Annotated in this window: 21 protein-coding genes; 12 read left to right on the plus strand and 9 right to left on the minus strand. The window is 38.4% G+C overall.

What is annotated here, in order from left to right:
* Positions 1–3: 3 nt before the first annotated feature.
* Both QI30_RS04685 and QI30_RS04690 read right to left on the minus strand, forming a co-directional pair.
* Positions 4–1,476 (minus strand): ABC transporter permease, encoded by a 1,473-nt coding sequence (locus QI30_RS04685; RefSeq protein ID WP_126989792.1) that lies wholly within the window; start codon positions 1,474–1,476, stop codon positions 4–6.
* Between the two features lie 12 nt (positions 1,477–1,488).
* Positions 1,489–2,886 carry an ABC transporter permease gene (locus tag QI30_RS04690; protein WP_199754636.1) on the minus strand — a complete coding sequence of 466 codons (1,398 nt, stop codon included), beginning with the start codon at positions 2,884–2,886 and terminating at the stop codon, positions 1,489–1,491.
* A 112-nt stretch (positions 2,887–2,998) separates the two neighbouring features.
* Here QI30_RS04690 and QI30_RS04695 point away from each other — a divergent pair, with 112 nt between their 5' ends.
* The 3 genes from QI30_RS04695 to QI30_RS20335 all read left to right on the plus strand — a co-directional run bounded on the left by QI30_RS04695 (position 2,999) and on the right by QI30_RS20335 (position 5,659).
* A complete protein-coding gene (locus QI30_RS04695) occupies positions 2,999–4,732 on the plus strand; it encodes an ABC transporter ATP-binding protein (protein ID WP_126989793.1) in 1,734 nt (577 codons plus the stop codon).
* 89 nt (positions 4,733–4,821) lie between these two features.
* Entirely contained in the window at positions 4,822–5,313 is a 492-nt protein-coding gene (locus QI30_RS04700; protein WP_126989794.1) for a hypothetical protein, read from the plus strand.
* A gap of 181 nt (positions 5,314–5,494) precedes the next feature.
* Entirely contained in the window at positions 5,495–5,659 is a 165-nt protein-coding gene (locus QI30_RS20335) for a hypothetical protein (RefSeq protein WP_158620967.1), read from the plus strand.
* A gap of 77 nt (positions 5,660–5,736) precedes the next feature.
* Here the strand turns inward: QI30_RS20335 and QI30_RS04705 are convergent, their stop codons facing one another.
* On the minus strand, positions 5,737–5,973 hold the full coding sequence (locus tag QI30_RS04705; RefSeq protein ID WP_158620968.1) for a DUF3953 domain-containing protein: 237 nt from the start codon (positions 5,971–5,973) through the stop codon (positions 5,737–5,739).
* 166 nt (positions 5,974–6,139) lie between these two features.
* On the opposite strand from QI30_RS04705, the gene QI30_RS04710 reads away from it, so the two are divergent.
* The 3 genes from QI30_RS04710 to QI30_RS20340 all read left to right on the plus strand — a co-directional run bounded on the left by QI30_RS04710 (position 6,140) and on the right by QI30_RS20340 (position 7,402).
* A complete protein-coding gene (locus QI30_RS04710; RefSeq protein WP_126989796.1) occupies positions 6,140–6,706 on the plus strand; it encodes a group-specific protein in 567 nt (188 codons plus the stop codon).
* A gap of 177 nt (positions 6,707–6,883) precedes the next feature.
* Positions 6,884–7,222, plus strand: coding sequence for a hypothetical protein (locus QI30_RS04715; protein WP_126989797.1), 339 nt, complete (start codon positions 6,884–6,886; stop codon positions 7,220–7,222).
* A gap of 6 nt (positions 7,223–7,228) precedes the next feature.
* The gene (locus QI30_RS20340; protein WP_158620969.1) at positions 7,229–7,402 is read left to right on the plus strand and encodes a hypothetical protein; all 174 of its coding nucleotides are present in this window, start codon (positions 7,229–7,231) and stop codon (positions 7,400–7,402) included.
* A 20-nt stretch (positions 7,403–7,422) separates the two neighbouring features.
* On the opposite strand, the gene QI30_RS04720 is transcribed toward QI30_RS20340, so the two are convergent.
* Positions 7,423–8,304, minus strand: coding sequence for a DMT family transporter (locus QI30_RS04720; protein ID WP_126989798.1), 882 nt, complete (start codon positions 8,302–8,304; stop codon positions 7,423–7,425).
* Between the two features lie 454 nt (positions 8,305–8,758).
* On the opposite strand from QI30_RS04720, the gene dptF reads away from it, so the two are divergent.
* Genes dptF through dptH form a run of 3 tightly spaced genes read left to right on the plus strand, consistent with a single transcriptional unit; the run spans position 8,759 to position 18,034 of the window.
* The gene (gene dptF / locus QI30_RS04725; protein ID WP_126989799.1) at positions 8,759–11,440 is read left to right on the plus strand and encodes a DNA phosphorothioation-dependent restriction protein DptF; all 2,682 of its coding nucleotides are present in this window, start codon (positions 8,759–8,761) and stop codon (positions 11,438–11,440) included.
* Positions 11,441–11,442: 2 nt separating this feature from the next.
* A complete protein-coding gene (gene dptG / locus QI30_RS04730) occupies positions 11,443–12,822 on the plus strand; it encodes a DNA phosphorothioation-dependent restriction protein DptG (protein ID WP_126989800.1) in 1,380 nt (459 codons plus the stop codon).
* On the plus strand, positions 12,803–18,034 hold the full coding sequence (gene dptH, locus QI30_RS04735; protein WP_126989801.1) for a DNA phosphorothioation-dependent restriction protein DptH: 5,232 nt from the start codon (positions 12,803–12,805) through the stop codon (positions 18,032–18,034). The genes dptG and dptH overlap by 20 nt, the downstream gene beginning before the upstream one ends.
* 93 nt (positions 18,035–18,127) lie before the next feature.
* Here the strand turns inward: dptH and QI30_RS04740 are convergent, their stop codons facing one another.
* The 4 genes from QI30_RS04740 to QI30_RS04755 all read right to left on the minus strand — a co-directional run bounded on the left by QI30_RS04740 (position 18,128) and on the right by QI30_RS04755 (position 22,039).
* Positions 18,128–18,796: a hypothetical protein gene (locus QI30_RS04740; protein ID WP_126989802.1), complete on the minus strand. Its 669-nt coding sequence runs from the start codon at positions 18,794–18,796 to the stop codon at positions 18,128–18,130.
* Between the two features lie 27 nt (positions 18,797–18,823).
* Entirely contained in the window at positions 18,824–21,199 is a 2,376-nt protein-coding gene (locus QI30_RS04745) for a DEAD/DEAH box helicase family protein (protein WP_126989803.1), read from the minus strand.
* Entirely contained in the window at positions 21,200–21,526 is a 327-nt protein-coding gene (locus QI30_RS04750; protein WP_126989804.1) for a nucleoside triphosphate pyrophosphohydrolase, read from the minus strand. It abuts the gene before it with no gap.
* Positions 21,527–21,679: 153 nt separating this feature from the next.
* Positions 21,680–22,039, minus strand: a complete 360-nt coding sequence (locus QI30_RS04755; RefSeq protein WP_126989805.1) for a hypothetical protein — start codon at positions 22,037–22,039, stop codon at positions 21,680–21,682.
* A gap of 213 nt (positions 22,040–22,252) precedes the next feature.
* Here QI30_RS04755 and QI30_RS04760 point away from each other — a divergent pair, with 213 nt between their 5' ends.
* On the plus strand, positions 22,253–22,513 hold the full coding sequence (locus QI30_RS04760) for a GNAT family N-acetyltransferase (RefSeq protein ID WP_199754638.1): 261 nt from the start codon (positions 22,253–22,255) through the stop codon (positions 22,511–22,513).
* Positions 22,514–22,560: 47 nt separating this feature from the next.
* Here QI30_RS04760 and QI30_RS04765 read toward each other — a convergent pair whose 3' ends face one another.
* Positions 22,561–22,953, minus strand: a complete 393-nt coding sequence (locus tag QI30_RS04765; RefSeq protein WP_126989806.1) for a helix-turn-helix domain-containing protein — start codon at positions 22,951–22,953, stop codon at positions 22,561–22,563.
* Between the two features lie 195 nt (positions 22,954–23,148).
* Between QI30_RS04765 and QI30_RS04770 the strand changes: the two genes are divergently transcribed.
* The gene (locus tag QI30_RS04770) at positions 23,149–23,796 is read left to right on the plus strand and encodes a helix-turn-helix domain-containing protein (protein ID WP_158620970.1); all 648 of its coding nucleotides are present in this window, start codon (positions 23,149–23,151) and stop codon (positions 23,794–23,796) included.
* A partial coding sequence (locus QI30_RS04775; protein WP_148113850.1) for a helix-turn-helix domain-containing protein occupies positions 23,739–24,137 on the plus strand: 399 nt, incomplete at its 3' end. The genes QI30_RS04770 and QI30_RS04775, both read left to right, overlap by 58 nt.

Raw genomic sequence — 24,137 nt, forward strand, 5'->3', positions numbered from 1 at the left:
AAGTTAGTCAAGCTTTGGATCAAAGGCATCGCGTAGTGCATCGCCTAAGAAGTTAAATGATAAAACTAATAAAATAATCGCAATCCCTGGGAAAATCGCCAAGTATGGATTGGTTTCAAGATACATGCTACCAACTTTTAAAATATTGCCCCATTCCGGAATATGTGGGCCAACGCCAAGTCCTAAGAAGCTAAGACTACTTGTGGCGATCACCGCACCACCAATTGTTAGCGTCGCTTTGACAATCATTGGTGCAAAGGCATTTGGCACGATTTGCTTAAAGATAATCGCTAAATCATTTTCACCAAGTGCACGCGAAGCCTCGACATATTCTAGATTAGAAATCATCATGACATTGGCACGCATTGTTCTGGCATAGGTTGGAATCGAGCCGACACTTAGCGCAATAATTAAGTTCGTCGTATTCGCACCGAATGCCGCGATAATCGCGATAGCTAGTAGCACACCTGGAATCGCATATAAAATATCTAATAGACGCATGATGATATTGTCTACATATTTTGTATAGTAGCCAGATAGCGCACCTAGCACGCCGCCAATGACAAGTGGAATGAGTGTTGATAGCACACCAACAAGTAATGAGATGCGGGCGCCGTAGACGATACGTGAATACACATCACGACCGAAGTTGTCTGTGCCAAATGGATAGGCAAGGGACGCACCCTGTAGCATATTTGCGTAATCATTGCTTACCGCAAAGTCATACTCAAATGTCCAGTAGCTCATAATCGAAATAGCGAATGTGAAGAAGATGAAGAGCATCCCAATCATCGCGGTAAAGTTTTTCGTGATTTTCAACCATACCGTATTCCATTTCGCAATTGTTGATGGGTGACGATTTGTTGATTTTAGCAGCAGGCTAATGCCAAGAATGAAGTGAAATAAATTCCCTGATACGAGGCACAGTAGCGCTACAATCCCCAATGTGAATTTTGTTTTGACCTTTGTATTTTCGCGGTATAGCAGGATGACGAAAAGTAGGTCAATGATGAAAATAATGATGAGTAAGCCCATGCCAATTAAAAATGTATTCGACACATATGGTTTAAAGACATTGACTGCTGATAAAACGATTAAGAAGAACGTCGTAATCAGCGAGTAATAGGCAAGCGTATACTCAATCGAACTTTTCTTGCGAAGTAGCGCAAAGGCATTGGTGACGGTGAAAACATTGCCGAACACAAGGCCAATTAATTGAATACTACTAAGCATACGGGTCGATTTTTGAATCGCACCGTGTGTTGTTAAATCCTTTTTGACGCGCATGACAATGAGCCATTGTAGAAGTGTCGTCACGACAAATCCGATGGTCAGATATAGCCAAATCACGCTCGTCGTATGCTGAATCAAGTTGAAGGCGAAAACAAGTGCCAGTACGAGTGATAGTACGAAGGCGAAGTTTGCTTGCTTATAAACTTGAGACTGCTTTAGGGCAAAGGTTGAATAATTGCTCAAGTGACTCACTTCCTACGAATTTTTCATTTTTGATCGAACACGTGGGTTTAAAAGGGCGTATAAAATATCGATGATTAGATTGACAAGCGAAATCGTAATCGCAATATAGACAACCCCACCCATAATTGCCGGAATATCCGGAATAAATTGCTTGTCTACAATGTAGCTACCAAGACCGCTAATATTGAAGACTTTCTCCGTTACTGCCGCACCACCAAGCATGGCACCAAATTGTAGGCCAATGACCGTAATAATTGGAATCATGGCATTGCGTAGTGCGTGGTTGAAGAAAATTGTCATGGAGCCGAGGCCCTTTGCTTTCGCTGTAATCATATAATCCTCATTGATGACCTCTAAAATCGACGAACGCGTCATCCGCGCAACAGCCGCTGTAAGCCCTGTCCCTAGTACAATGACCGGCATAATAATCGAGCTATATTGCTCAGGTGAATAGGTAGCAGGCAGCCACTGAAGCTTAATTGAGAATTCTAAAATCATAATCAGACCTTGCCAGAAGCTTGGAATTGACAGCCCGATTAAGGCGATGAACATTAGGGCGTAATCCCAAAATGTATTCATTTTTGCCGCTGACAGCATGCCGATTGGAATCGCCACGATAATTGTCAGTAGTAAGGACAACACCGCAATTTTCAGTGTCACTGGGAATTTATTCGCGATGCTTTCAGAAACATCTTCCTTCCCAGTAAAGGATTTACCTAAGTCAAAGGTGAAAATCCCTTGCACACTTTCCTTTAACTGCACGCCGTATGATTCATTTAAACCGTGCTGTTCATTAAAGGCTTCCTTCTGCTCAGCCGTCGCTGATTCCCCTAAAATATTCGCGGCAGGGTCCATTGGTGAGAAATACAAAATCGTAAACACCAGGATAGAAACCCCAACAACGACGAAGATGCTTAATACGAGACGATCCACAATATAGCGGCTAAAAGCATTGCCATACACCCAAAGGAAGGCGTACATCACAATCCCGAAAATAAACGTGCCATAAAAATAGGATTTTTTCGAAATTTGCTGAGCGAAAAATTCACGATAAGACGTAAGTTTGTTATCAGCATGTTCCAAATTCGCATTTTTTTCTAAATATTGCGTCGCTAATTGTGTCGCCGTATGATGGATTTCTTGTTCATTAATACTTTCATTAAAATAGTTTTTTTCTGCCCGAATCTGGCGACTATACTTGGCAATCAGTTCGTCTAGCTGATGCTGTTCTAGCTGCTTTTGACCCTTTGTAGAGGCTTCGTTGCTACGTTTCTTTGCCGCTTGATAAAGAAAAAACGTGATGAGATGTAGCGGGAACCCTAATATAAATAGTAAAATTCGATAGAAAAATACATTGGAAAGTTTTCTGAATGTGTACGCAAACTTAGACACTTCAGAAGGTTTATTCATTCTTTTCCCTCCAAACTCAACAAAACCTAGTTATTTACTATACATTTGTAGTATAATGAACGTAAAATTACAAGTCAACCTAATTTACCCAAAAAAGGAGAAGTTGTTTATTATGACTAAGTTATTAGAAATAGAGGATTTGCGCGTTTCCTTCGTTTCCAATGATCGTGAATTCGAAGCAGTGAAAGGTGTATCATTTAGTTTAAATAAAGGTGAAACCCTTGGTATCGTTGGGGAATCGGGCTCGGGTAAGAGTGTGACCGCACGCTCGATTATGCGTTTACTGCCTTCTCCACCAAGTCTTCTAAAGGGCGGCTCTATTCAATTTTTAGGACAGGAACTAACAAATAAAAGTGATAAAGAAATGGAGAAAATTCGTGGGAAGGAAATCAGCATGATCTTCCAGGACCCGATGACCTCGCTTAATCCGACTATTAAAGTTGGTGTGCAAATTGCAGAAGGTATCCGAAAGCACCGTGATGTGACGAAGGAGCAGGCGAAGCGCGAAACAATTGAACTTTTAGAGCTTGTGGGCATTAAGGATGCGGAAAATCGCTTTAAACAATATGCGCATGAGTTTTCAGGTGGAATGCGTCAGCGTGTCATGATTGCGATGGCCCTTGCTTGTCAGCCGGAGCTTTTAATTGCCGATGAGCCGACGACTGCACTTGATGTGACGATTCAGGCGCAGATTTTACGTTTAATGAAGCAGATGCAGCAAAAATTTGAGACATCGATTATTTTAATTACCCATGATTTGGGCGTTGTTGCAGGGATGTGTGACAAGGTCATCGTCATGAAAGAGGGCGAGATTGTCGAGGCGAATACGACGGAGGAGATTTTCAAAAATCCACAGCATCCGTATACAAAACGCCTGTTAAATGCTCTTCCAAAGCTGCATGAAAAGAAAAAAATCAAGCCGGCACCTGAGCTACCTGCAGACATGGACCCATCTGTGCCGCTTCTTGAGGTACAATCACTCAAGCAGTATTTCACGGTCGAAAAGGGCCAGCAATTTAAGGCTGTTGATAATATTAGCTTTGCGATTCAGCCTGGCGAGACACTAGGCCTTGTAGGGGAATCAGGCTCAGGGAAAACGACGACGGGGCGCTCGATTTTACAGCTAAATACGCCGACAGATGGCGATATTTTATATAAAGGGATGGCGGTAAACCGTCTATCACGTAAAAAGTTAAAAACACTGCGTAAGGAAATGCAAATTATTTTCCAGGACCCGTATTCATCACTCAATCCACGCATGAAGGTGCTTGATATTATCGGCAAGCCACTCGATTTGCATAAATTAGTGAAAACGAAGGCAGAGCGTACAAAGCGCGTCGAGGAATTACTCGAGCTTGTCGGTCTTGAGAAGGAACATGCGATGCGCTATCCACATGAATTTTCAGGTGGTCAGCGCCAGCGTATCGGGATTGCGCGCGCCTTAGCGGTAAATCCAAAATTTATTATTTGTGATGAGCCGTTATCCGCACTTGATGTGTCGGTGCAGTCGCAAATCGTGCGCCTACTAGAGGATCTACAGCAAAAACTTGGCCTGACGTATTTATTCATTGCCCATGACTTATCAATGGTGAAGCATATTTGTGACCGCGTCGCTGTGATGAATAATGGTAAAATCGTCGAGCTAGCCGAAAGCGAGGAGCTGTATACGAATCCACAGCACCCGTACACACAATCACTCATTGCCGCTGTCCCAATCCCGGACCCGGCGATTGAAGCACAGAAAATGAAGAAAACTATCGATGCCGGAATCCAAAAATATGACTTCACGAATACAGAGCTCGTAGAAGTAACACCCGGTCACTTTGTGGCACAGGAAGTTGGCTAAGAACAACCCACTCGAACAACTACGTTTGAGTGGGTTTTTCACTGTAGTATGGCATAATAGAGTAACGAAAATGAAAGCAGGAGGTAAAAATGGCGATTTATCATGATTTTTTATTTATAGACGAGAAAAATGACCGATTAATTGAAGAAATTAATTTGGAAGAGGATTTTTACGATTATATTAATGAAAATATCGAGTGTGATAGTGACAGCTATCTGTATAATTTAGTGCCCATAATTAATTCTAGTTATGTTGAAAAGCCTTATGGGAATATTATACCGAAGGAGAAAGGCCTTACTTATACGGGGATTTGTGTGGTTAATCACTATGGCTTTGATTGCTTAACAAAGATGTTGTTAGAATGGATCGCTGTATTAGAAAAATTAGATGGTGAATATTATTATCCAGATTTAATCGGTTTAACGGAAGCTGAATTAGCTAACATGTCCGTTGATGAATTAGAAGAATTAAAAGAAGCGTACTTTGTGAAGTCTGAAGTAATGAAAAAATTACAAACATGTGTGAATTATTTAGCTACGTTCAATTCCCCTGATTATGTTGTGCATTATCAAGGGATTTAACGGAAGGTGAAAGTACAATGACTTATTGTTTGGTTTTAAATGGGAATTTATTCAATATACATATACAATAGCATTTTAAGAATGGAAGAAAGGAGGCCGTTTTTGCTGAGAATGATAATGTGATAGGTTATAAATTTTCTTTTGAAATCAATATTTTAATACATAAAGGGTGGTTATTACATTGGATTATTTAAAAATGTTTGTTATATATTTGATTGTTGCGTTTCTATTAGCCTATTTTGCCTTTAATAATAATGTGAATTCTTCTCTTTTAATTGCTGTATCAGGCGCTCTTGTATTTTTAATTATTTCATTTATTTTTGATAAAGTAAGAGCTGCTAAATAAACGAGCTACCTAGCTGATTTTATAAAAAAAGCCCCACATTTTGTGGGGTTTTTCTATTGGAGTTTAAAGTTTCTAATTTACCCAGGCGTCATAAATATACTTATAGCAATAACAATAGAAAACAAGCCTGCAAAAATTGATATATTCCCAAGTCCCTTTTTATCTTTCATTCTTTCGTCGATACCAGTTAAAAGTAGCGCAATACCTAAAAGTAGTACGATATATGGTGCTGTCCACGTAGCTCCGCTGATGAGAGAATACCCAGCTAATAGACCAGTAAGGACAGAAAACCCTATGTATAAAATTTTTAACAATATAGTCACCTCGTTTACCAATGTATGAAAAAAGCACAAATGAAATTCATTTGCGCTCCTTTTACGGTAATTCAATTATAGCAAAAAATTCCATTTAATATAAGACTGTTTCTAGTCCTATTTTCCATGTAGTATTAAAAATCTACTAAGGATAGGGGGAGTTTGAATGGAATATGTGTATCATATAGTGCCGCGTGAGATGAAGGAAAATGTACTGCTTTCGTTAAATGAGCTAAAGGAGCCTTATCCTGCGCTTTACGAAACATATACTAAGAAATATTTTGATACAGAGGACCGCCCACATCTTTTGAAAAAGCGCATTCCAACGTTAGATTGCTTGTGGAATGATGTCATTTTTCTGCTGCCGCTGCATCCTTCTAACGTGTACGAGGGGATGCGGAAGCTCGGTATCCGGGTTAAAAAGGATGTGCTTTTTTATAAAATTCCGGTAGAAAGGCTGCTTCATAATCAAAATGCGGTTTATCTGTACAGTAAGGACTATTACGAGGGGCCAAACAAGGACATTCCACCACAGGAGATTCAGCTTATTGATATTCATGACTATCCGGCTTGTGATGAGCTACCACCAGACACCTACGCGTATTTCGACGAAAGCCATCAAAAGGGCGAGCCATTTGGCATGTTTGCCTATGTGCCGCATATTTTAAGTAAGGGTGAGATTTCAATAGAAGGTGTTGAGATCATTAATTGGTCAGCTACTGTGGACTTCTAAAGCAGAATAGCACGTGGCTTCTATTAGGATAAAGTAGTTAATCGAAAGGCGCTGCTCCAAGAAGTGGCGTTTTTTTCTTGATTTTACGCATTATTTTAAAGCATGTAAATTCTTTCCACCTATCTACCGGAAAATGAAATATACTAGAATAGCAATAACAGCAAAAGGAGTTTTACAATGAAGAAGTTATACATAATGCTAGGGGCTATGAGCTTGCTTGCGGGCTGTGGCTCAGACTCTGATCGTACAACAAAGCCAATAGATGATGAACTGCAGCAAGAGTTTGTCACATCTATACAGGAGGTTGTACAGAATCAGGAGGAAATGGGCGATGTCACATGGCCCAAGGATGTGGAGGACTATCATATTGTTGATAAAGGCGACGGCATATATGATACATCCGGTAAATTTACGTGGCAAAATGAAGAATATGAATTTGACATTAGCTTCGAAATGAACGCAGATGCAGATGAGGACATGTATTCGTATCAATTAAAAGATTACAAGGTGGATTAAGTAGACATGGCAACGAAAATTTTTAGAACCGTATTATTCATCGTAGGACTGGTGCTGTCTTATGTAGCGTATCAGGACGGACGACCAGATGTCGGCATTGTCTTTTTAGTATGCACGGGCGGTTATTTACTGACCGTTGTGCTAGAGCAAATTTTCAGTAAGAAAAAGACGGCGGAATAAAGTAAAAAAAGTGAGCTCCCTTATCCGGGAAACTCACTTTTTTTCTTTTTTGATAGGGCAATAAAGGCACCTAAAACGGCTAATACAATACCGAGGACGAGATTCCATGATAGGGTGCTTTCACCAATTACCACACTCGCAAAGCCACCAATTGCCGGGAATAGCGCGACCATATAGCTGCTTTCCGCGGCCCCCATATCCTTCACAAGCAGTAGGTAAAGAAGCCATGCGATAAAGGAGGCGAAAATCGCTAAATACAACAGCCCTCCCCAGTAATGAAGTGAGGTAGGAAATACAAAATCCTTCGCCGTCACAAGCGCAAGAACTAGTAGGCTAAGCGTTGCGACAAACATACCGATTGTATTGGCACGCACCGGATCGATATTCTTTTCATTATTATAATAGGAAAAAACATCGCCAATCGATGTCACAATCGTACCAACAGCCGCCAGTCCAATGCCTAGTAAAAAGCTTGAAGAAATCGTATGTAAATCTGGGTATAAAATGATGACCACACTCAGTAGACCAAGTGCGCCACCTATGTAAATTTTGTTTTGGAGCGGCGTCTTAAAGACAATACGTAGGAAAATGGGCGTCGTAATCGCCTTTAATGAAAAAATAAGCGTCACAAGCGCCGCTGTACTATAGATCGTGCCATAGTACAGCAGTAAATAGCTCACCGCAAAATTACAAATCCCAAAGCCGATAATCGTAGCGTAATTCGTATGCGCCTTTCGAAGCGGTAGCCTCTTTATCTTCAGCAGCATATAAAACAGTACGAAAGCAATCAACGAACGATAAAACAATGACACCTCAAGCGCCGCCTCAGTGCCCTGTATTTTCACCGCAATAAAATTCAGACCCCAGATGAGCATACAAAAGACATACATCGCATAATTCAATTTAACCAAACCCTTATCAACATTTCTGTATGAACATTACAGATGGATTGAGTATAGCATTAGGACGGGAAGAGTGGAAGCTTTTGGGAATAGAAATAGAAGGTGTAAGGGATTAAAATAAAAAAGTGTTATTTTAACAAAATTTACTCGTTCAATAAGCAATCATTTAACGGCAAAACGAGTCGATAAAAGACTTTTTTTGTCGAAAACAAGAAATAATTTGCACTAAGATTATAATATGATACATATATCGCATTTTTATTATGAATATGTGAGTGTGATGGTATAATAGAACCGCAAAAGGTATTTTTTTTAATTAAAAAATAGCTATAAAAACTAAATTAAAGGACTATGCACTTAATAATATTCAATTATTATTCATGTCATTATAAGGATATTTGAAATATAAAGATAATAGATTAACAAAATATAAATGATTTAAAGGAGTTCACCAATGGAAATTTGGAATCAATTTGTAAAACAAAATGAATTGACATCTTTTACATATAATTATGACTTTGTGACAGAAAAAATTGCATCTGATGCATCAGCAATTGTTCCAATAATTGAGGATGTTTTAGAAAAAATGGCTTTTCTGTATTGGGATAAATATCATGAGATGGCAGATATCGCGTATTGGCCATATAAAGAATTTAAAGCGGTAGAATCACTGGATAAATGGCGTGTTATTTCTAAAAAATTTGTGTTATCAACAGATTTAAAGGAATCTGCACAGCGTATGGTAATGGCTTTTGATGACTACAATGAAATGGCAAAGTCATCAGATATTTTAGCGATTGTTAAGGAAGCGGAGCAGTTAATGGAAGATGTATTGAAAAAGGATACAAAAGAAGAGGCCTTTGAATATGATTTTATTAAAACACCTCCTTTTCATGTTGTAGAAATCCAAAAAATTTCTGAACGTCAATTGAATAAATTTTGGTGTGAATTTTTAGTGCATCATGAGCTAGAAGCAGAGCTAGATTTAGAAAATGTGAAAAGTAAAATGTCTTATAATACTTCCGCATTATTTAACTCGATAAGTAAGCTCCTACGTCCATTAGCCTTTACAAAAATGCATTATCTAGCAGCCAAGCAACAAGTAAAACCGCTTGCATTTAGCGAATTACAATCAAAAGCTTTAAAAGAAGTTTGGGCAGAACTAGATGCTTTTGGTTTACCAACAAAAGATAAAGCGATGGCACATCAGGTAATTCAAACATTAGAAATGCAAGTGACTAATAAAAATCTGCCGAAGCCGCTTGTACAGTCTACATTTAATAACTTTGTGTATTTATTTAAAAGCTTATATGCGGATGCACTTGAAATGCTTGATGATGCAGTGGAAGAAGAGCCTGTTCAACAGGAGTCTGTTGTAGAGATTGAACAACCTGTCGAAGTAGCAGTTGTAAATGATATTAAAGAAGAGCCTATTATAGTAGCACCAACGACAGTAGGAGTTTCTAAAAAGCGTGTAAGTAAGTTTTTACAACAATCAAAAGTGCTTCTAACATCCGCTCCGGACGCAGTAGTTCACGCAGATCGCTTTGGTAGCTTACAAAGCTATATGCACGTAAAACGTCCAATTGAAGAAAAGCTAGTGCAAACATTACAGCATGCAAAACAGCAGCAGGAGCCGCAGTTAATTTTATTATGTGGTTCAGCTGGGGACGGGAAAAGTCACTTACTGGCTTATGTGAAAGAGACATATCCAGAATTAGTAGAAGATTTCATTATTCATAATGATGCGACGGTTTCAAAAAGTCGTACGAAATCGAATTTAGAAACATTGGAGCAATTATTAGAAGGCTTTAATGATGGTCAAACAGCTCAGAAAAATATTTTAATTGCGATTAACTTAGGGGTGCTACATAACTTCTATACGTATGAAAAAGAAAAGCAGCAGTTTGCTACATTCCGTCGTTTCATTGAAGATATTAATATTTTCGACCAAACCTCTACCACAAATGAAAGCTCTGTTATGCCAAGCTGTCACGTACTTGATTTCTCTCAAGAGAAAAACTATGAGCTGACAAAACAACGTGTGGAATCAAATCTATTCAAGGAAATCTTAACGAAAATTGTCGCCCCGATTGAGACAAATGTCTTCTACAAAGCATGGAAAGAGGATATGGACAATGGCATTGTGACAGCAGCACATTTAAATTATGAATTACTACAAAATGAACGTGTGCAGCAGCAAATCATTCAATATTTAGTGTATGGCATTTTCAAGGATAAATTATTTATTTCAACGCGAACATACAATGAGTTTATTTTCAGCTTAATTGTACCAGTGGAGCAGGAGCAAGATGAGCAACGTACGGCGATTGATTTAGCCAATACATTGCCAAACCTTATGTTTGCGCATCCAAAACGTTCAACAACACTTGCAACGATGAGTAATAATGATCCACTGAAAGAGAAATCTGCGGCAAAAGACGAATTCATTACGAATGTTCTTTTAAGCCTAGATGTTTATGGCTATTTCCAAGAGAAATTTGGCGATATGATAACGGTATTTGAAAAGCCGATTAAAAAGGCGATTTTAGAGAAGAAATTTGTTGAGCTGGCACAGTTTGGTATTCGTCTACAAAAACTGATGAGTGATGAAGTATCTACATTATTTAATAGCTATGTCAGCTATCTGTATAGCTATTTAACAGGTGATGAGGAGACAATGGGTGAGCTATTTGAACAGCTTGAGCAAATTGTCTTTAAATGGCGTGGCTCTCCAGAGGATAATTTTATTTATTTAAATAATGATTTAAATCGAGAGTTTCGTACGGCGATTCCAGTATCATTGGAGCCTGCGGTAAATGAGAACTTCTATGGTCAAATGCAAGGAGAAACATTGACACGCTTTGTACCAACAATGAAACTTGGCTTTGATGAGTATTTTATTGATTTAGACTATCGACTATATGAAATTTTATCTTCTGTACGTCAGGGACATCGTTTAAATAATTTAGAAGTTAGTCATGCTATGCAGTTTGAAGAATTTTATAATGCGATTACGAAAAAATCCCAGCTATCAGATAATCGCCTCATGATTGTTAATACGAGCAATCGTGAAAAAATGGTGATTTCTAAGCCGAAGTTCTCAAAATCGAAATATGAAGTGAAGAAGGTATAGCGATGAATACATTTGAATTGAATTTTGATGCCATAAAAAAAGTGATTGGTGAGACAGGCTACTCACTAAATCGTCGAAAAAACACATATGTTACACCATTCCCAACACGTAACCCAGAGCGTGCCAATTTTGAAGCGGGCTTTTCACCAGTAATGGCGGCTGTGCTACGTGTCATTGGGAATGAAAGTAAGTATTACGAGCGTAATGACCAGGCTGTAGAGGAAATTATTGAAAATGGTAAGTTTGATCAAGAGCCTTCAAAAGCAGCATTTGCGAATTATTTAAAAAATGAAATGAAAGAAATTGAAAATGGCAATGTCTATAAGTTTGAACAGCTAAAATACATTCCATTTACAGAAACAAGTAAAGAAGCAAAAGGGGAATTGATGTATTTCCACTTCTTTTATGATTTGTTCATTCGTCAAAATATCGAAGAAATTCAAGAAATCTTTTCGGCAGTTGAGAGTCAGGATTTATTAAGCACAATTATGAATCTAACAATGGTTGAACAAGCGAATTTTGATGAGCCTGCGCAGTATAAGCAGCTATTTCCGTTTATGCAGAAGCAATTTGTAGAGGATTTACGCGTGCTGGCGACGAATCCAACTTTCTTAATTACAAATTTAGAAGAATTCTTTGTACAGTATTGCTACTTTGCACTGACACAAATGATTGTGCAAACGAACCGTTATACGAAATTTAATGCAGAAAAGCCATTCCCGGTCGTACTGTTTTTAAATACAGAAAGCACACAAAAATGGCGTGATGGCTATCGTTATGGCTACAAGCTTTTAAAAGAAGAGTTTCGTTATTTTTATGCCCATGAGCATGTGCTAAATATTTTGGGTGCCAATACATTCGCAGACAATGGAAACTGGTTTTATCATGATTATGCGACATTTTTCAAGGAGCAAGGACCTGAGGCTGAACAACAATTTGTACAGTCTATTTACCAATGGATTGAGGAAGTAATGGCGGTACGAATTGATGATGTCACACCAATTCCATATAAGCATCAAACATTAGAAGAAGCTTTTCGTGACTTAGTTGAGCTTGTTCGCTTGCAAGTAAAGGATGAGGTATATTCACGTTATACAAAGGCTTTTGATATGTTTCTACGCCGCTTCTACCGTAAAAACGGTGGCTCACTAGGCTCATTACTAGCAGTTAGTCCAAAGCAGTTATTAACGATGATTGCAGTTTGTGTAGGGCCTAAAAATAGCCGATTAGAATTGAATTATTTATGGGCAGAGCTTGAAAAACGTGGTGTATTTTTAGATGACCAGACCAAGGAAGAGGTAGTCCATTTATTAGATCAATTAAACTACTTAGATAAAAAAAGTGACAGTGGGGATGCGCAATATGTTAAAGCAATTTTATAATATTATTTCAAATCAATTGGCAACGTTTTTTAAAGAGGAAGCAGCGATTGGCGAGGTTAATCGTTATTATTTATCTTTGCCAAGTGAACAATATGTTGAATACATTATGGAAGCCGTACAGGAGCTAGATGCGGCAGAGGCATTTTTATATGAAGCAGAGGGCGAGGAATCCTACGAAACCGTAGCACTTCGCTTTGGCGATTATAAATATGTATTTGCGACAACGTTAAATAACACGCATCTAGATTTCATCGTAAACTTACGAAATGAAATGAGTGAGCAAAAGGGTATTTGGAAAAATACGTCTATCATTATGATTTCTGATAAAATGCTCGATTCTATTCGTGGTGGTAGCCGTAATTTAACAGCGGAAGGTCTACCATTAAATGCCTCTCAAATCGTTGGTAATATTCAAAAGCTTGTAGAGGAAAGTACAATTCCAGCTGAAAATAAGGCGGTCTTAAAACACTATCTGTCTGGACGTGAAGAACTTCGTAATGTAGAAAACGCTTCGTTTTTAGACTTTGAAGATGTATTAAGCTGGGTTTACAGCGAGGAAATGAATTATGAATCGCTAAAAACACTAGGCTATTATCCTGATAAAGAGCTGGGATTATTTATTGAAGCGGTTAATTTAGAAGTAGAGGGCTCAGATAAATATAAAAAAGCACAGAAGGCATTGAAAAATCGCTTAGATGATAATGCTGAAACTTTTGAGGAACATACACGAATTCGTGACTTGGGAAATGCGGAAGAACGCTTTGTTGAAGAATATGATGACTTTGGAAAAGACATTTATAAAGATGAAAAGGAAATTGATTTTGCGCAGGTGCTTGAGCAAAAGGAAAAAGTTGCGAAGAAAAAAGTAATTACCTTTGAAGAAGAAAAAATGCAAATTGAGCTTCGAACAGCATCAGGTAAATCTAAAATTAAATCATTTTGGAGTGCGAAACAGGGAAAACGCGGCTATGATTTTGTTATATTCCAGCCAATGCTTGAAGAAGCAGCCGAAATGACAATTAAGCTACCTTTCTCAACAAACGTTACACAAGAAAATGTGAATGGGAAGCATAAAAAACAAGTGCTAAAAAGCGGGAAATCATTGATTGCTACGCTATCACTCAACAACGCTAAAACACCATTTATGTCGTTCTCATATCGCCATGAAAATATGTCATCAAGTAACTTTACCTTCAAAATTTTAGTTATTCGTGACGAAAAAGATTTCTATGCTTCTCTTGAAACGGCTTATAAGCTAAATGCTAAGGGAGACTTTATCATCAAATTAAATGATGAAAGCACACTTGTACTTGGCGATGGTGAGGTAGAGCATGAGATTAAAGAATTGAATGAAGTGCTTGAAGCGGATGCACCAGGATACAAGCTAACATTTGTACCAGCATTATTAGATGAGGAAACACGTGAATTTGAATTTATCGTAAAACGTAAGGGCTATGAGCTAGCTATTCAAATTGATGATGATATTTTACGTGCAACGCCACTGACAGATATGAAGATTTGGGAATATAAAATGAAGCATGAACAAACACTTAGCTATGCAGAAGATGGTGCGAAAATCATGCTTAATCAGCATCCCTACACAACGCTTGAACGTCAGCGTACATTTTTCCGCTGGGAAGCAAGCTGGCTAGAGCAGTCATTACGTGCAGCAGTTGTTCGAAATGGTCAGCTAGAAGCAAAAGAGCTTGTGCTTTCAGAGCGAATGAATGCAGCATATACGGCCTTTTTAGATGCTTTGGCAGCAACAAAATCAATTCCATCTTTAATTTATTATTCAGAGGAAATTCGTATAGCAGCGAAAAATTATATTCAAGCCTTTAATCAAGAAATTGAGGATATTCCAAATAATGCACTCATGACGGCGGAGCAGCGCGAACTATTGTATTTAGGAACTTTGGAAAAAGATTTCTCTTTATATATGACGCCATTTTCACCATTAAATGTCGCTTATCAGCTTGCCTTATCAAATGAAATGCATGCAGAGGAAGTTGATAGCAATATTTTAAAACAATTAAATCCAGCTTATATCATTCCGTATTTAGTAAATCAAAATAATGAAATCTATAAGCCAGACTCCAATGACTCTATAGTAGAATGGCATGAGTATCGTCCGCAGGAGCAGGTATCGATTGGTGAAACGAATAACTTCCTTGCAAAAGTAATTAATGAAAAAATGTCACAGTTCGTGAATTACTATGATTATCTATTTGCGATTAGTCCACAGCCTACTTTGATTATGAATGTAATTAACATCAAAAATGATGCAGAAGTATTGAAGGGGATTTTACGTTGGTTTAAAGCAGATATTCAGCGTAAAGGCTCATTCACAAAATTACTTACAGTAGACATCAATTACTATACAGATGATTTGGACCGTATTAGTAGCTTTGAATTATTTAACTCATTGGAATTACCAAAGCAGGTAAAAGAAATCTTTGGTGTTGACTTAAATACGAAGCAACTAGATGACTTTGATACATTAATTGAAATTCAAAAACGTCTGCGCTTCTCAAAACGTTCAATGAACGAAAAAATTACGTATAGCCATATTAATTTCTATAAAATGAATAGCAATGAAAGCATTGCGAAGCAAATTGTGACAGATGCGCCAAACTCGACAAGCTTAGGTGGGCTGTATGTGTCATCATCTTCTCATCAGACAGATAATGGCGGCTATCGTTTAGGATTTGGACTTGGCGAAGCGGATTATCACCGTACACAGCTATTAGAATTTGCGAAAAACATTAATGAGCTAAGTGCGAACCGAACAAACTCAGGGAATGACCCATACAATAAGGACAATGCAATTTCACTACACATTACAACAGATGATGAGGAACGTCTAAGTGAGCTTTATTCAAGCTGTACATGGCTGACATTCATTGACCCTTCTGTAGATTTAGCGTACTTTGAGAAATCATCATCTAATCTAGTGATTGTCCATTATTCAGACCAGCTATCATCAAGTAATCACTATGATGCCATTACAGTGACGGATAAATCACCACAATATTTCCGTGTAATTGAAGAATTTTTAGCTACGCATGGTGTGAAGGTACAGCCACATATGATGGCGACTATTATCCAGGCCTTTAATACATTTAATGGAGAATGGCTACTACGCGCTGTGCAAAATCGTGGTCATGATCAACGTGAAAAAATGAGTATTGTGGCGGCTATTAAGCATGTCTTACTCCGTTTTGAACAGCCAAATGTGCGCTGGGTACCTATTTCAATGGAGGAAATCGTTCGTGTAACTGGAAATGTCGGCCTGAAAAAAGCAGATGGCCTATTCTCTGGTAAAACGATTGGTCGTAAAGGGAATTGTAGCGATGATTTACTATTAATTGGTGTAGAGGAAACCGCTACGGCACCAAAAGTTTATTTACTGCCAGTAGAGGTAAAAATCGGTCAAAATACGAGCGGTGTTATTGATAAAGGGATTTCTCAAGTGAAGGAATTAAATGTTCGCTTAAATGAATACTTAAATAATGATTCATTCGATGCCAAATTCCTGCGTAACTTCTTTATGCGTATGTATATTACAAATGCACATAAAATGGTGCTAAATGATATTTGGCCAGAGAAGAACTATGAACTGTCAGAGCGTTTGAAAGAGCAACTTTTGAATGATGAATTTATTTTAAGTGATGATTTACGTGCTGAGCTTGGTGAAGGAGCAGTCATGTCATTTAAAAAGGACTTAGTAGAAGAAACAACAGAGCGTCAAAGTGGTGTTATGGTCTACGGTATTCCAGAGAAAAAAGCGTATAAATCACTCGGTGTCACAATTGAACAGCTACGCGCAGAGGACTTTACACGTGTTGAAGAAGTAGAAGAAACTCATCAAAAAGAATTAGAAGTTGTGGAAATCGATGAATTTATTTCAGAAACAGAGGAGCTTGAAGTCGCAGAGGAACCTCTACAGGAGAAAGCAGTAGTAGAGCCTGTTGAAGAGCTACCTACAGTTGTTGAAGATAAGGTGCCAGAACCTATTGAAGAACGACCAGAAGTAGCTGTAGTGGCAGAATCTCCCGTTCAAGAGCTTGTAGAGGAGCTTCATGAAATGCCTCAGCCATCTGTAGCGAATGAGCAAGTAGGAGAAAGCCGTCCATTATTAGGTATTACAGAAGAAGGACAAAAAATTTATTGGGAATTTGGTAGCCGCAAGCTAGCAAACCGTCACCTCGTTATTGGTGGTCGTTCAGGTCAGGGGAAAACATACTTTATTCAATCTGTTTTACGTCAGCTAGCTAACCAGGACCAGCCGGCATTAATTATTGACTACTCAAGCAGTTATACACGTACGCAACTAGATGAAGCATTCTTAGATAAAGTGGGCGACAAATTTAATGAGCGTGTTGTGTATTTTGACGGCTTCCCGATTAATCCATTTATTCGCCGCGAAAAAGTGGTTTCTGGACAGGTAGGGAAAGAACCAATCACAGAAACAGCGTCACGTTTACAAGAAGTATTTACGAATGTTTATCAATTTGGACCACAGCAATCAAATGCGCTCTATCGTGTAGCGAAAAAATGTATTGAAATGTATGGGGATAAAGCAACCCTACCATTAATGATGGAAATCCTTGCAGAGTCTGAGGATATTACAAATTCTGTGGCAGATACAATTGCGAATAAATTAGCGCTGTTTGTAGACATTGATCCGTTTAGCTATAAGGAAGCGTTCACATGGAATGATTACTTTAACGAAGCGGGACAAATCTCTGTCATTCAATTCGAGGGCTTTGAACAAGATACAATTAAGAAGGTTATGACGGAATTTATCCTTTGGGATTTATGGTATTTTGCACAATCTAATACGGCAGCACGCCCATTACCCATTATTTTAGATGAAGCCCAAAACCTAAACTTCAAGGCAGGCTCGCCATCTGACAAAATCTTACGCGAAGGCCGCAAATTCGGCATGTCCGTATGGTTTGCGACACAAACCTTTAGTAACTTCCAAAAAGAAGAGCTTGTGGTACTCGAAAACGCCGCAACCTCTATCTTCTTCAAGCCGTCAGAAAGCGAGCTAAAACTCGTTGCGGATAAACTGGACATGAAGAAAAATACAGACCCACTCCGTATGCTGAAAAAAGGCGAATGCATTGTTCAAGGGCAATTCATGGAGCAAGATGAACTCGCACCTCAGGCGACGAAACTTGTGAAAGTGCCGGCGATGGAATAAAAGATTAGCTTATAATTATTTTGTTGCATTAATCTCAAAAAATAATAACCCGTCTTCGATAATTTATCGAGGACGGGTTATTTTATATGTTTTTTATTTCCAGTTTATTTGATGTAAATTTTCTCGAAATTCTTGCCAATTGATTTCATTAATATCATCTATTGTTAGTTGTTTAACTGAACGATTAGTACCATTCATTAGCGAATTACTTTTAATCGATACTTTGGTTAAATCTATTTCCTTGTACCAATGAATATTTGCTTTGCCCGCAATTCGTCTTTCTACATTTTTTTTAATTTCTTTCCAGTAATCATCCGAATATTCGCATTCGTAATAAATCCAATCAAGACCATTTGTATAAATGACTTTCCTATACCAAAGGATAGTACCTAAAAGCTGTCCTTCTTCTGGAGACAATGAACTTTGTAATTTTTCGTTGATTGTATGAATTGTAGGTAAAGGCTTATTTAGTGCTTTCACTTCAATACATCCATAAATTTGATTTATATTATCAATATTCTTATTTGCATTATGCTCGTTATCAAAATTTTCATCTAAAATGACTAAATCGGGAATTGAAGATAACCCGTAAAACACTTGGCCTCGAGCACTTTTAATTCTTCTACTCACATCTCTTAGGGAAAGTGCTTTAATGTTCTCTCCTTCTCTCAATAAAGCCATAACAAGAGAATACAAATCATATTCTGTCATGTTTTGTTTTGCTATTAAGTTTAGCTCTCTTTTATAATCTTTGAGATTCATAGGTTACCTCCAAAGTATTTGATTAAATTACCCCAACTTCTCAGCCTTTCTTGAAAAATATCGGCTCAATCGGAATTCACAGATTTCCTTCACCCAACCATAAATGATTTCCTCATATGCAGGGTCAATGGCTACATTAAATTTAAATGTAGTGCCATCGAAGTCTGCGAGGCCTTTACTGCTGGATGCCCATTTTGTCATGGGCATACGTTGTAAGAGGCTTTCGACTTTTTGTGGTTTTAGGTCGATTTTATCGATAGCGTATTTAGTTGGCTGTTCCAGATAGGATGCAAATTCGGGTGCTGTGTCCGGAGCGGTAATTGGCTTGTACCAATCGCTTGCACCGCGCTGTAGCATGACATGAAGAAGTACCATTTTATAGCTTTTTGTCATGGCTGTTTTTTCAATTTCAATAAGTAAATCCTTCGCATGTTCAAAGGCAGCGGTTTCTTCTGCATTTAGCTCACCGGCATTCTGTAGCAGCTGGATGTATGTTTTAAATTCCTTCGCTACATTCAAATCCTCATAGCCGCTTTGCAGGTAAAGCTCTAAATAGGTTGGGCGGCGTCCGAGTTCCATTTTGACATCCTCAAAAACAGCAAGGATTTTTTGCTTATAGGTTTGATTTTTACGGATGATTTCCTGTAGTAAGTCAATTACCTCTAGATCCAGATTTAGTACAATATCTGTTTCTGGAATGGTCTGGATTTGCTGGAATTTCGCCTTTTCGGGCATAGATGGGTTCAGCATTTTTAGCTTGCGGTCCGCATTGCGATAATTCCCAATAAAGTCGATGATGACGCATTTTTCCTTGCCATCTGATAGGCGAAGGCCGCGTCCTACCTGCTGTGTAAAAATCGCTACAGATTCTGTTGGACGAATAAAGAGTAGGGTATCGACCTTTGGAATATCGACGCCTTCATTAAATAAATCGACGGTGAAAATAATATCGACTGTGCCGAGGTCTAGCTCCGTACGTGCTTGTCTGCACTCATCGCGCGAATTTTGACCAGTTAGTGAAAGCGCACGAACACCTTGCTGACGGAAATAATCAGCCATATAATTAGCCTGCTTCACAGAGGAGCAGAAGCCAATTGTGCGCGTTTGCTTCAGCTCGATCCATTTACTAAATACATGCTCAAGAACGGATTGCTGTAGTTGCTTGTCTACAAGCTCATTTTCATCATAATGTGTGCCTACCCAGCGGATTTGCGAGTAGTCAATTTCATCCTTCACACCATAGTAGTGGAAGGGGCTTAGCCATTGATGGGCAATTGCCTCAATAAAGTGAATTACAACGGCAACATTCCCATCACAAATTGTATAAACATCCTTATTATCCAAACGGTCAGGTGTTGCGGTAATGCCTAATAGAAACTTCGGATTAAAATACTCAATTAGGCGGTGATAAGTAGGTGCGGCTGCATGGTGGAATTCGTCAATGATGATAAAATCAAAAGCATCTGGTGCAAATTTCTCCAAATGATGTGGCTGTGAAATTGTGTAGATCGACGCAAAGATCATCTCCTTATCCAGTACCTTTTCAACACCATTATAATAGCCGCTTGTGCGGTCCATATGTACATGACTAAACGCTTTCTTCGCCTGTTCTAAAATTTCATCACGATGGGCAACGAAAAGAACGCGCTTGAAATTTCGGGCGAAAAAGGCAGCTAAATAAGTTTTTCCAAGACCTGTCGCAAGCACAGCCATTGCCTTATCATAGCCCTGGTCCAATGTATCCTGTAGGGCGTCGAGTGCCATTTTTTGTGCGGGTCGAGGCTCTAAAACAAGTGGTACGGAAGCGGGATCAATGACGACATCTGAAGTATCTGAGGCAGTTCCATACATCAGGCTTTCCGCTTCGGCTTCCTCCCATTGCTGTGAAATCGGCATTTGCTTATTCGCTGCCTCATAGATTTCGCGGTAGCGCGCAATCGTAAAGGCATTAACCGGTACGGTATTTTCTGCATAAAACACCTTTGCAAATTCCTCCGTAGCCTGCTCATAAGTTAAATCATCCACTGTATGTAAGCTCCACTCTACACCGGTTGTCATAGCAGATTTTGATAAATTAGAAGAGCCTACAATGACATGCTGCGCATGAGAATCGCGGTATAAGTAAGCTTTTGGATGAAAGGACTGTCCATGTGCCTGATATAGGCGGATTTCTGCATTTGGTAGGGCTGTATAGAGCATCTCCAGTGCATCAGGCTGTGTAATCGATAAATAATCACCTGCAAGTAGCTGAATAGTAGCACCGCGCTCATGTGCCTCTTGAAGCGACTTTAACATCAGCTTTACACCAGACTTCATCGCAAATGCAGTAATCCAGCAAATATGCTCAGCCTCTTCATTTAATTCCTTTAACTCATTCACTAAATTCGTTGTAATTAACCTCATCTACTTATCCTCGACATCAATCAAATATAAGCCTTCATCAAAGCCACCGCGTTTTTGCTTTTTCTTCACGCGCACAGCTTCTAGCTCATCAAAGTTCGTATCATAAACTTTAAGTGCAGCATGTAGTAGCTCTAGCACGTCAGCCATTTCTTCAATGGCTTCTTTTTTTGTAGTCGTCTCATCAAATTCTTTGACCTCTTCATAGAGCTTGTTTTTGATTTCTGTCAAATGCTCCTTAGGCTGTAGCACGCGTGAATTATACGCAAGCCCATCTGCTGCGATAATTTCTAAAATACGGTCTCGAATTAATTTATTGTATACTGGCATCTTCCTGTCACCTCAATTAGTTAATATATAGTTATGATAAAGGGGAATTTTGGAAAGTGCAATGGCTGACGGGTTATGAAAAAACGCCTACTTATTTCTCAGTAGGCGCTGCGTTGTTAATCGATAATTTCTAAATCATAAGGAAAGACAGTGTCATTTGCCGTCAGTATGTTTATTTTGTTTAAATGTCTGTGTTGTAATAAATTTCAATGAATTTTTATCTTCGACTAATAATGTCTTCTGATCATCGTTATATGTAGTTGAATCGAGCCCGTCTGCCTGTACCTTATTATCATTCGAAATAAATAAGGCTAAGCTATTTCTAGTCGGTGCATCAATCGTCGTTGAGTAATAGCCAACCGCCTTACTATTGTTTATTAAATCCTTTTGAAGCTTATCAATAAATACATCCTTTGATGCGAGCGAGGCTTTGTCATTATTCGTAAAGTAAAACGCCACACTAATGATGACAACAATGATTAAACCAAGCACACCAAATTTCCGTTTCTCCAATGTCCACAACCACCCAATAATTTACTATTAATCATATTTTTATATTAAAGGATAAAATTGGTAAATTCTATACATAGTAAAAAAATGCGTGTATATTATGCGGAAACAAGCATTTTTATGAATTCTTGTACAGCAATATGGCGCAATGGCTCTTCATTCCGCCATATAGAAACAGCCGTTGAAGGGTAGAAAGCGAGCGTATTTCCTGGGGATATGCATTATGAGGTTCAGTATACGATTGTGACAATTTTAAAGGAAGTTCATATTTCAGCGCTATACCAAGCATATGAAAATGGTGTCATAGAAGTAGGTAATGTCAATTTCTCAGATGCTTTAAAAAGAACGACCATTTCTACAGAAGCGCATCAGTTATTAGCAAGCTATGTATTTGATGAGCTCTGTTACTGCCGCTATGAATGGAAATGTGATGTACTCAATGCACCATCCATTAAAATGGCTAAAAGATTAGGCTAGCATATACATACTAAAGTTTAATCAAAAAAACCTAGTGATGAGAATCACTAGGTCTTTTTTTGTGCCTTAAATTTCAAAAACTCATAATAATTCTCTAAGTCCTCTAATGCCTCTTGTAAGGTTTCCGCTTCTGCTTCATCAAATGAAAGAGAGGGGCTGTTTTCAAAGAAATCTAAGATGCTTTTTTGTGTGGGTGTTAGGTGAACATATGTATCAGATGTGATTTTTTTGACATGAATACGGCCTAATAAATAATCGACTGAGGCATCATAATAGTCTGCAAAAGCATTTAAGAGGTCAGGTGTTGGATTACTTAGGCCATTTTCATAGCGAGACAATTGATAAATTGTAATGCCTAAATCATCACTTACTTTTTTCTGTTTGTAATGGTAATCGTCACGTAATTCTTTTAAACGCTCACCTAAAATTGATAAGTCCATCACGATCCCCCTTTACTTAGTAGCTTTAGTTTAACATTTTTGCATTATCTGCAATTTATATTTGCTAAAAATGCAATTTTATTGACTTTTTATATTAAAATGAATTATATTTGCAATATAAGCAAATTAAGTGTGGTTTTCAGGGGAGTCATTTTGTATCTATACAAATTTACACAAACAAAAGGAGCATCCAATATGAAGTCAATTCTTGCAGAGGGCTATGGCATCATTCCAAAACTGGTGATGCGTGATGAAAGTTTATCTATTGAGGCGAAGGCGATTTATGCGTATTTGGCGGCGTTTGCAGGCAATCAGTTTGAGGCCTATCCTAGTGTGGAGCTGATTTGTCATGAGCTGAATATTTCAAAGAAGCGGTTTTTGATGCATCGAAAAATGCTGGTGGAGCGTGGCTATATGGAGATAAAAAGGCAGCGTGCGGCGAATGGTTTTTCCAATAATGTTTATGTGCTGACGCAGTCGATTTGTTATGGTAACGATTCGTTGCCACACGAAACGGTAGGGCAACAGGGCGTAACCAAACAATATGTAGCGGAACAGGACGTAGCCGCTATAAGTAACAGGTTTACTAATAACAATCTTAATAATAACAGTTTAAAAATAAAGGAGCTCGCGGCATTTTATCATTTCTTCGCAGAATACCCCTCCCTCAAGGAACGTAGTGAGGAGGGAGGGGATGAATGCGAACCCAATTATTCTGCTAGTACGAATTTGTTGAAAAGAACATCCGTTCCCGTTATACTATTCGAAAAAAGGAGGTGTCTGTCATGCCACATAAAGCCTATAAATTCCGTATCTACCCAAATAAAGACCAACAAGCATTAATTCATCAAACACATGGTCATTGCCGTTTTGTGTACAACTATTTCCTTGAACGTTGGAATACTTCTTATGAAGAAGAAGGAAAAGGGTTGAATCGTTCCATTATGTCTAAAATGCTCACAAAGCTGAAAAAACAAGATGATACGGCATGGCTACGCAACGTAGATAGTGTGGCATTACAAGCCTCTTATGAAAATTTACTAGACGCTTTTAAACGTTTCTTTCAAAAGCAAAATAACTATCCTCGCTTTAAAAGTAAAAAGAATCCAGTTCAAAGTTATACTACGAAGAATACGAATAACAATATTGCGATTATCGGTAATCAAATGAAGCTACCAAAATTA

The organism is Candidatus Kurthia intestinigallinarum (assembly GCF_003991225.1).
Lineage (GTDB): Bacteria > Bacillota > Bacilli > Bacillales_A > Planococcaceae > Kurthia > Kurthia populi.

What these genes read in the sequence shown, in the direction of transcription:
- QI30_RS04690 (WP_199754636.1), bottom strand. Translation starts at nt 2,886, where the DNA reads ATGAATAAACCTTCTGAAGTGTCTAAGTTTGCGTACACATTCAGAAAA.
- QI30_RS04695 (WP_126989793.1), top strand. Translation starts at nt 2,999, where the DNA reads ATGACTAAGTTATTAGAAATAGAGGATTTGCGCGTTTCCTTCGTTTCC.
- QI30_RS04700 (WP_126989794.1), top strand. Translation starts at nt 4,822, where the DNA reads ATGGCGATTTATCATGATTTTTTATTTATAGACGAGAAAAATGACCGA.
- QI30_RS04710 (WP_126989796.1), top strand. Translation starts at nt 6,140, where the DNA reads ATGGAATATGTGTATCATATAGTGCCGCGTGAGATGAAGGAAAATGTA.
- QI30_RS04715 (WP_126989797.1), top strand. Translation starts at nt 6,884, where the DNA reads ATGAAGAAGTTATACATAATGCTAGGGGCTATGAGCTTGCTTGCGGGC.
- QI30_RS20340 (WP_158620969.1), top strand. Translation starts at nt 7,229, where the DNA reads ATGGCAACGAAAATTTTTAGAACCGTATTATTCATCGTAGGACTGGTG.
- dptF (WP_126989799.1), top strand. Translation starts at nt 8,759, where the DNA reads ATGGAAATTTGGAATCAATTTGTAAAACAAAATGAATTGACATCTTTT.
- dptG (WP_126989800.1), top strand. Translation starts at nt 11,443, where the DNA reads ATGAATACATTTGAATTGAATTTTGATGCCATAAAAAAAGTGATTGGT.
- dptH (WP_126989801.1), top strand. Translation starts at nt 12,803, where the DNA reads ATGTTAAAGCAATTTTATAATATTATTTCAAATCAATTGGCAACGTTT.
- QI30_RS04740 (WP_126989802.1), bottom strand. Translation starts at nt 18,796, where the DNA reads ATGAATCTCAAAGATTATAAAAGAGAGCTAAACTTAATAGCAAAACAA.
- QI30_RS04745 (WP_126989803.1), bottom strand. Translation starts at nt 21,199, where the DNA reads ATGAGGTTAATTACAACGAATTTAGTGAATGAGTTAAAGGAATTAAAT.
- QI30_RS04750 (WP_126989804.1), bottom strand. Translation starts at nt 21,526, where the DNA reads ATGCCAGTATACAATAAATTAATTCGAGACCGTATTTTAGAAATTATC.
- QI30_RS04760 (WP_199754638.1), top strand. Translation starts at nt 22,253, where the DNA reads ATGCATTATGAGGTTCAGTATACGATTGTGACAATTTTAAAGGAAGTT.
- QI30_RS04765 (WP_126989806.1), bottom strand. Translation starts at nt 22,953, where the DNA reads ATGGACTTATCAATTTTAGGTGAGCGTTTAAAAGAATTACGTGACGAT.
- QI30_RS04770 (WP_158620970.1), top strand. Translation starts at nt 23,149, where the DNA reads ATGAAGTCAATTCTTGCAGAGGGCTATGGCATCATTCCAAAACTGGTG.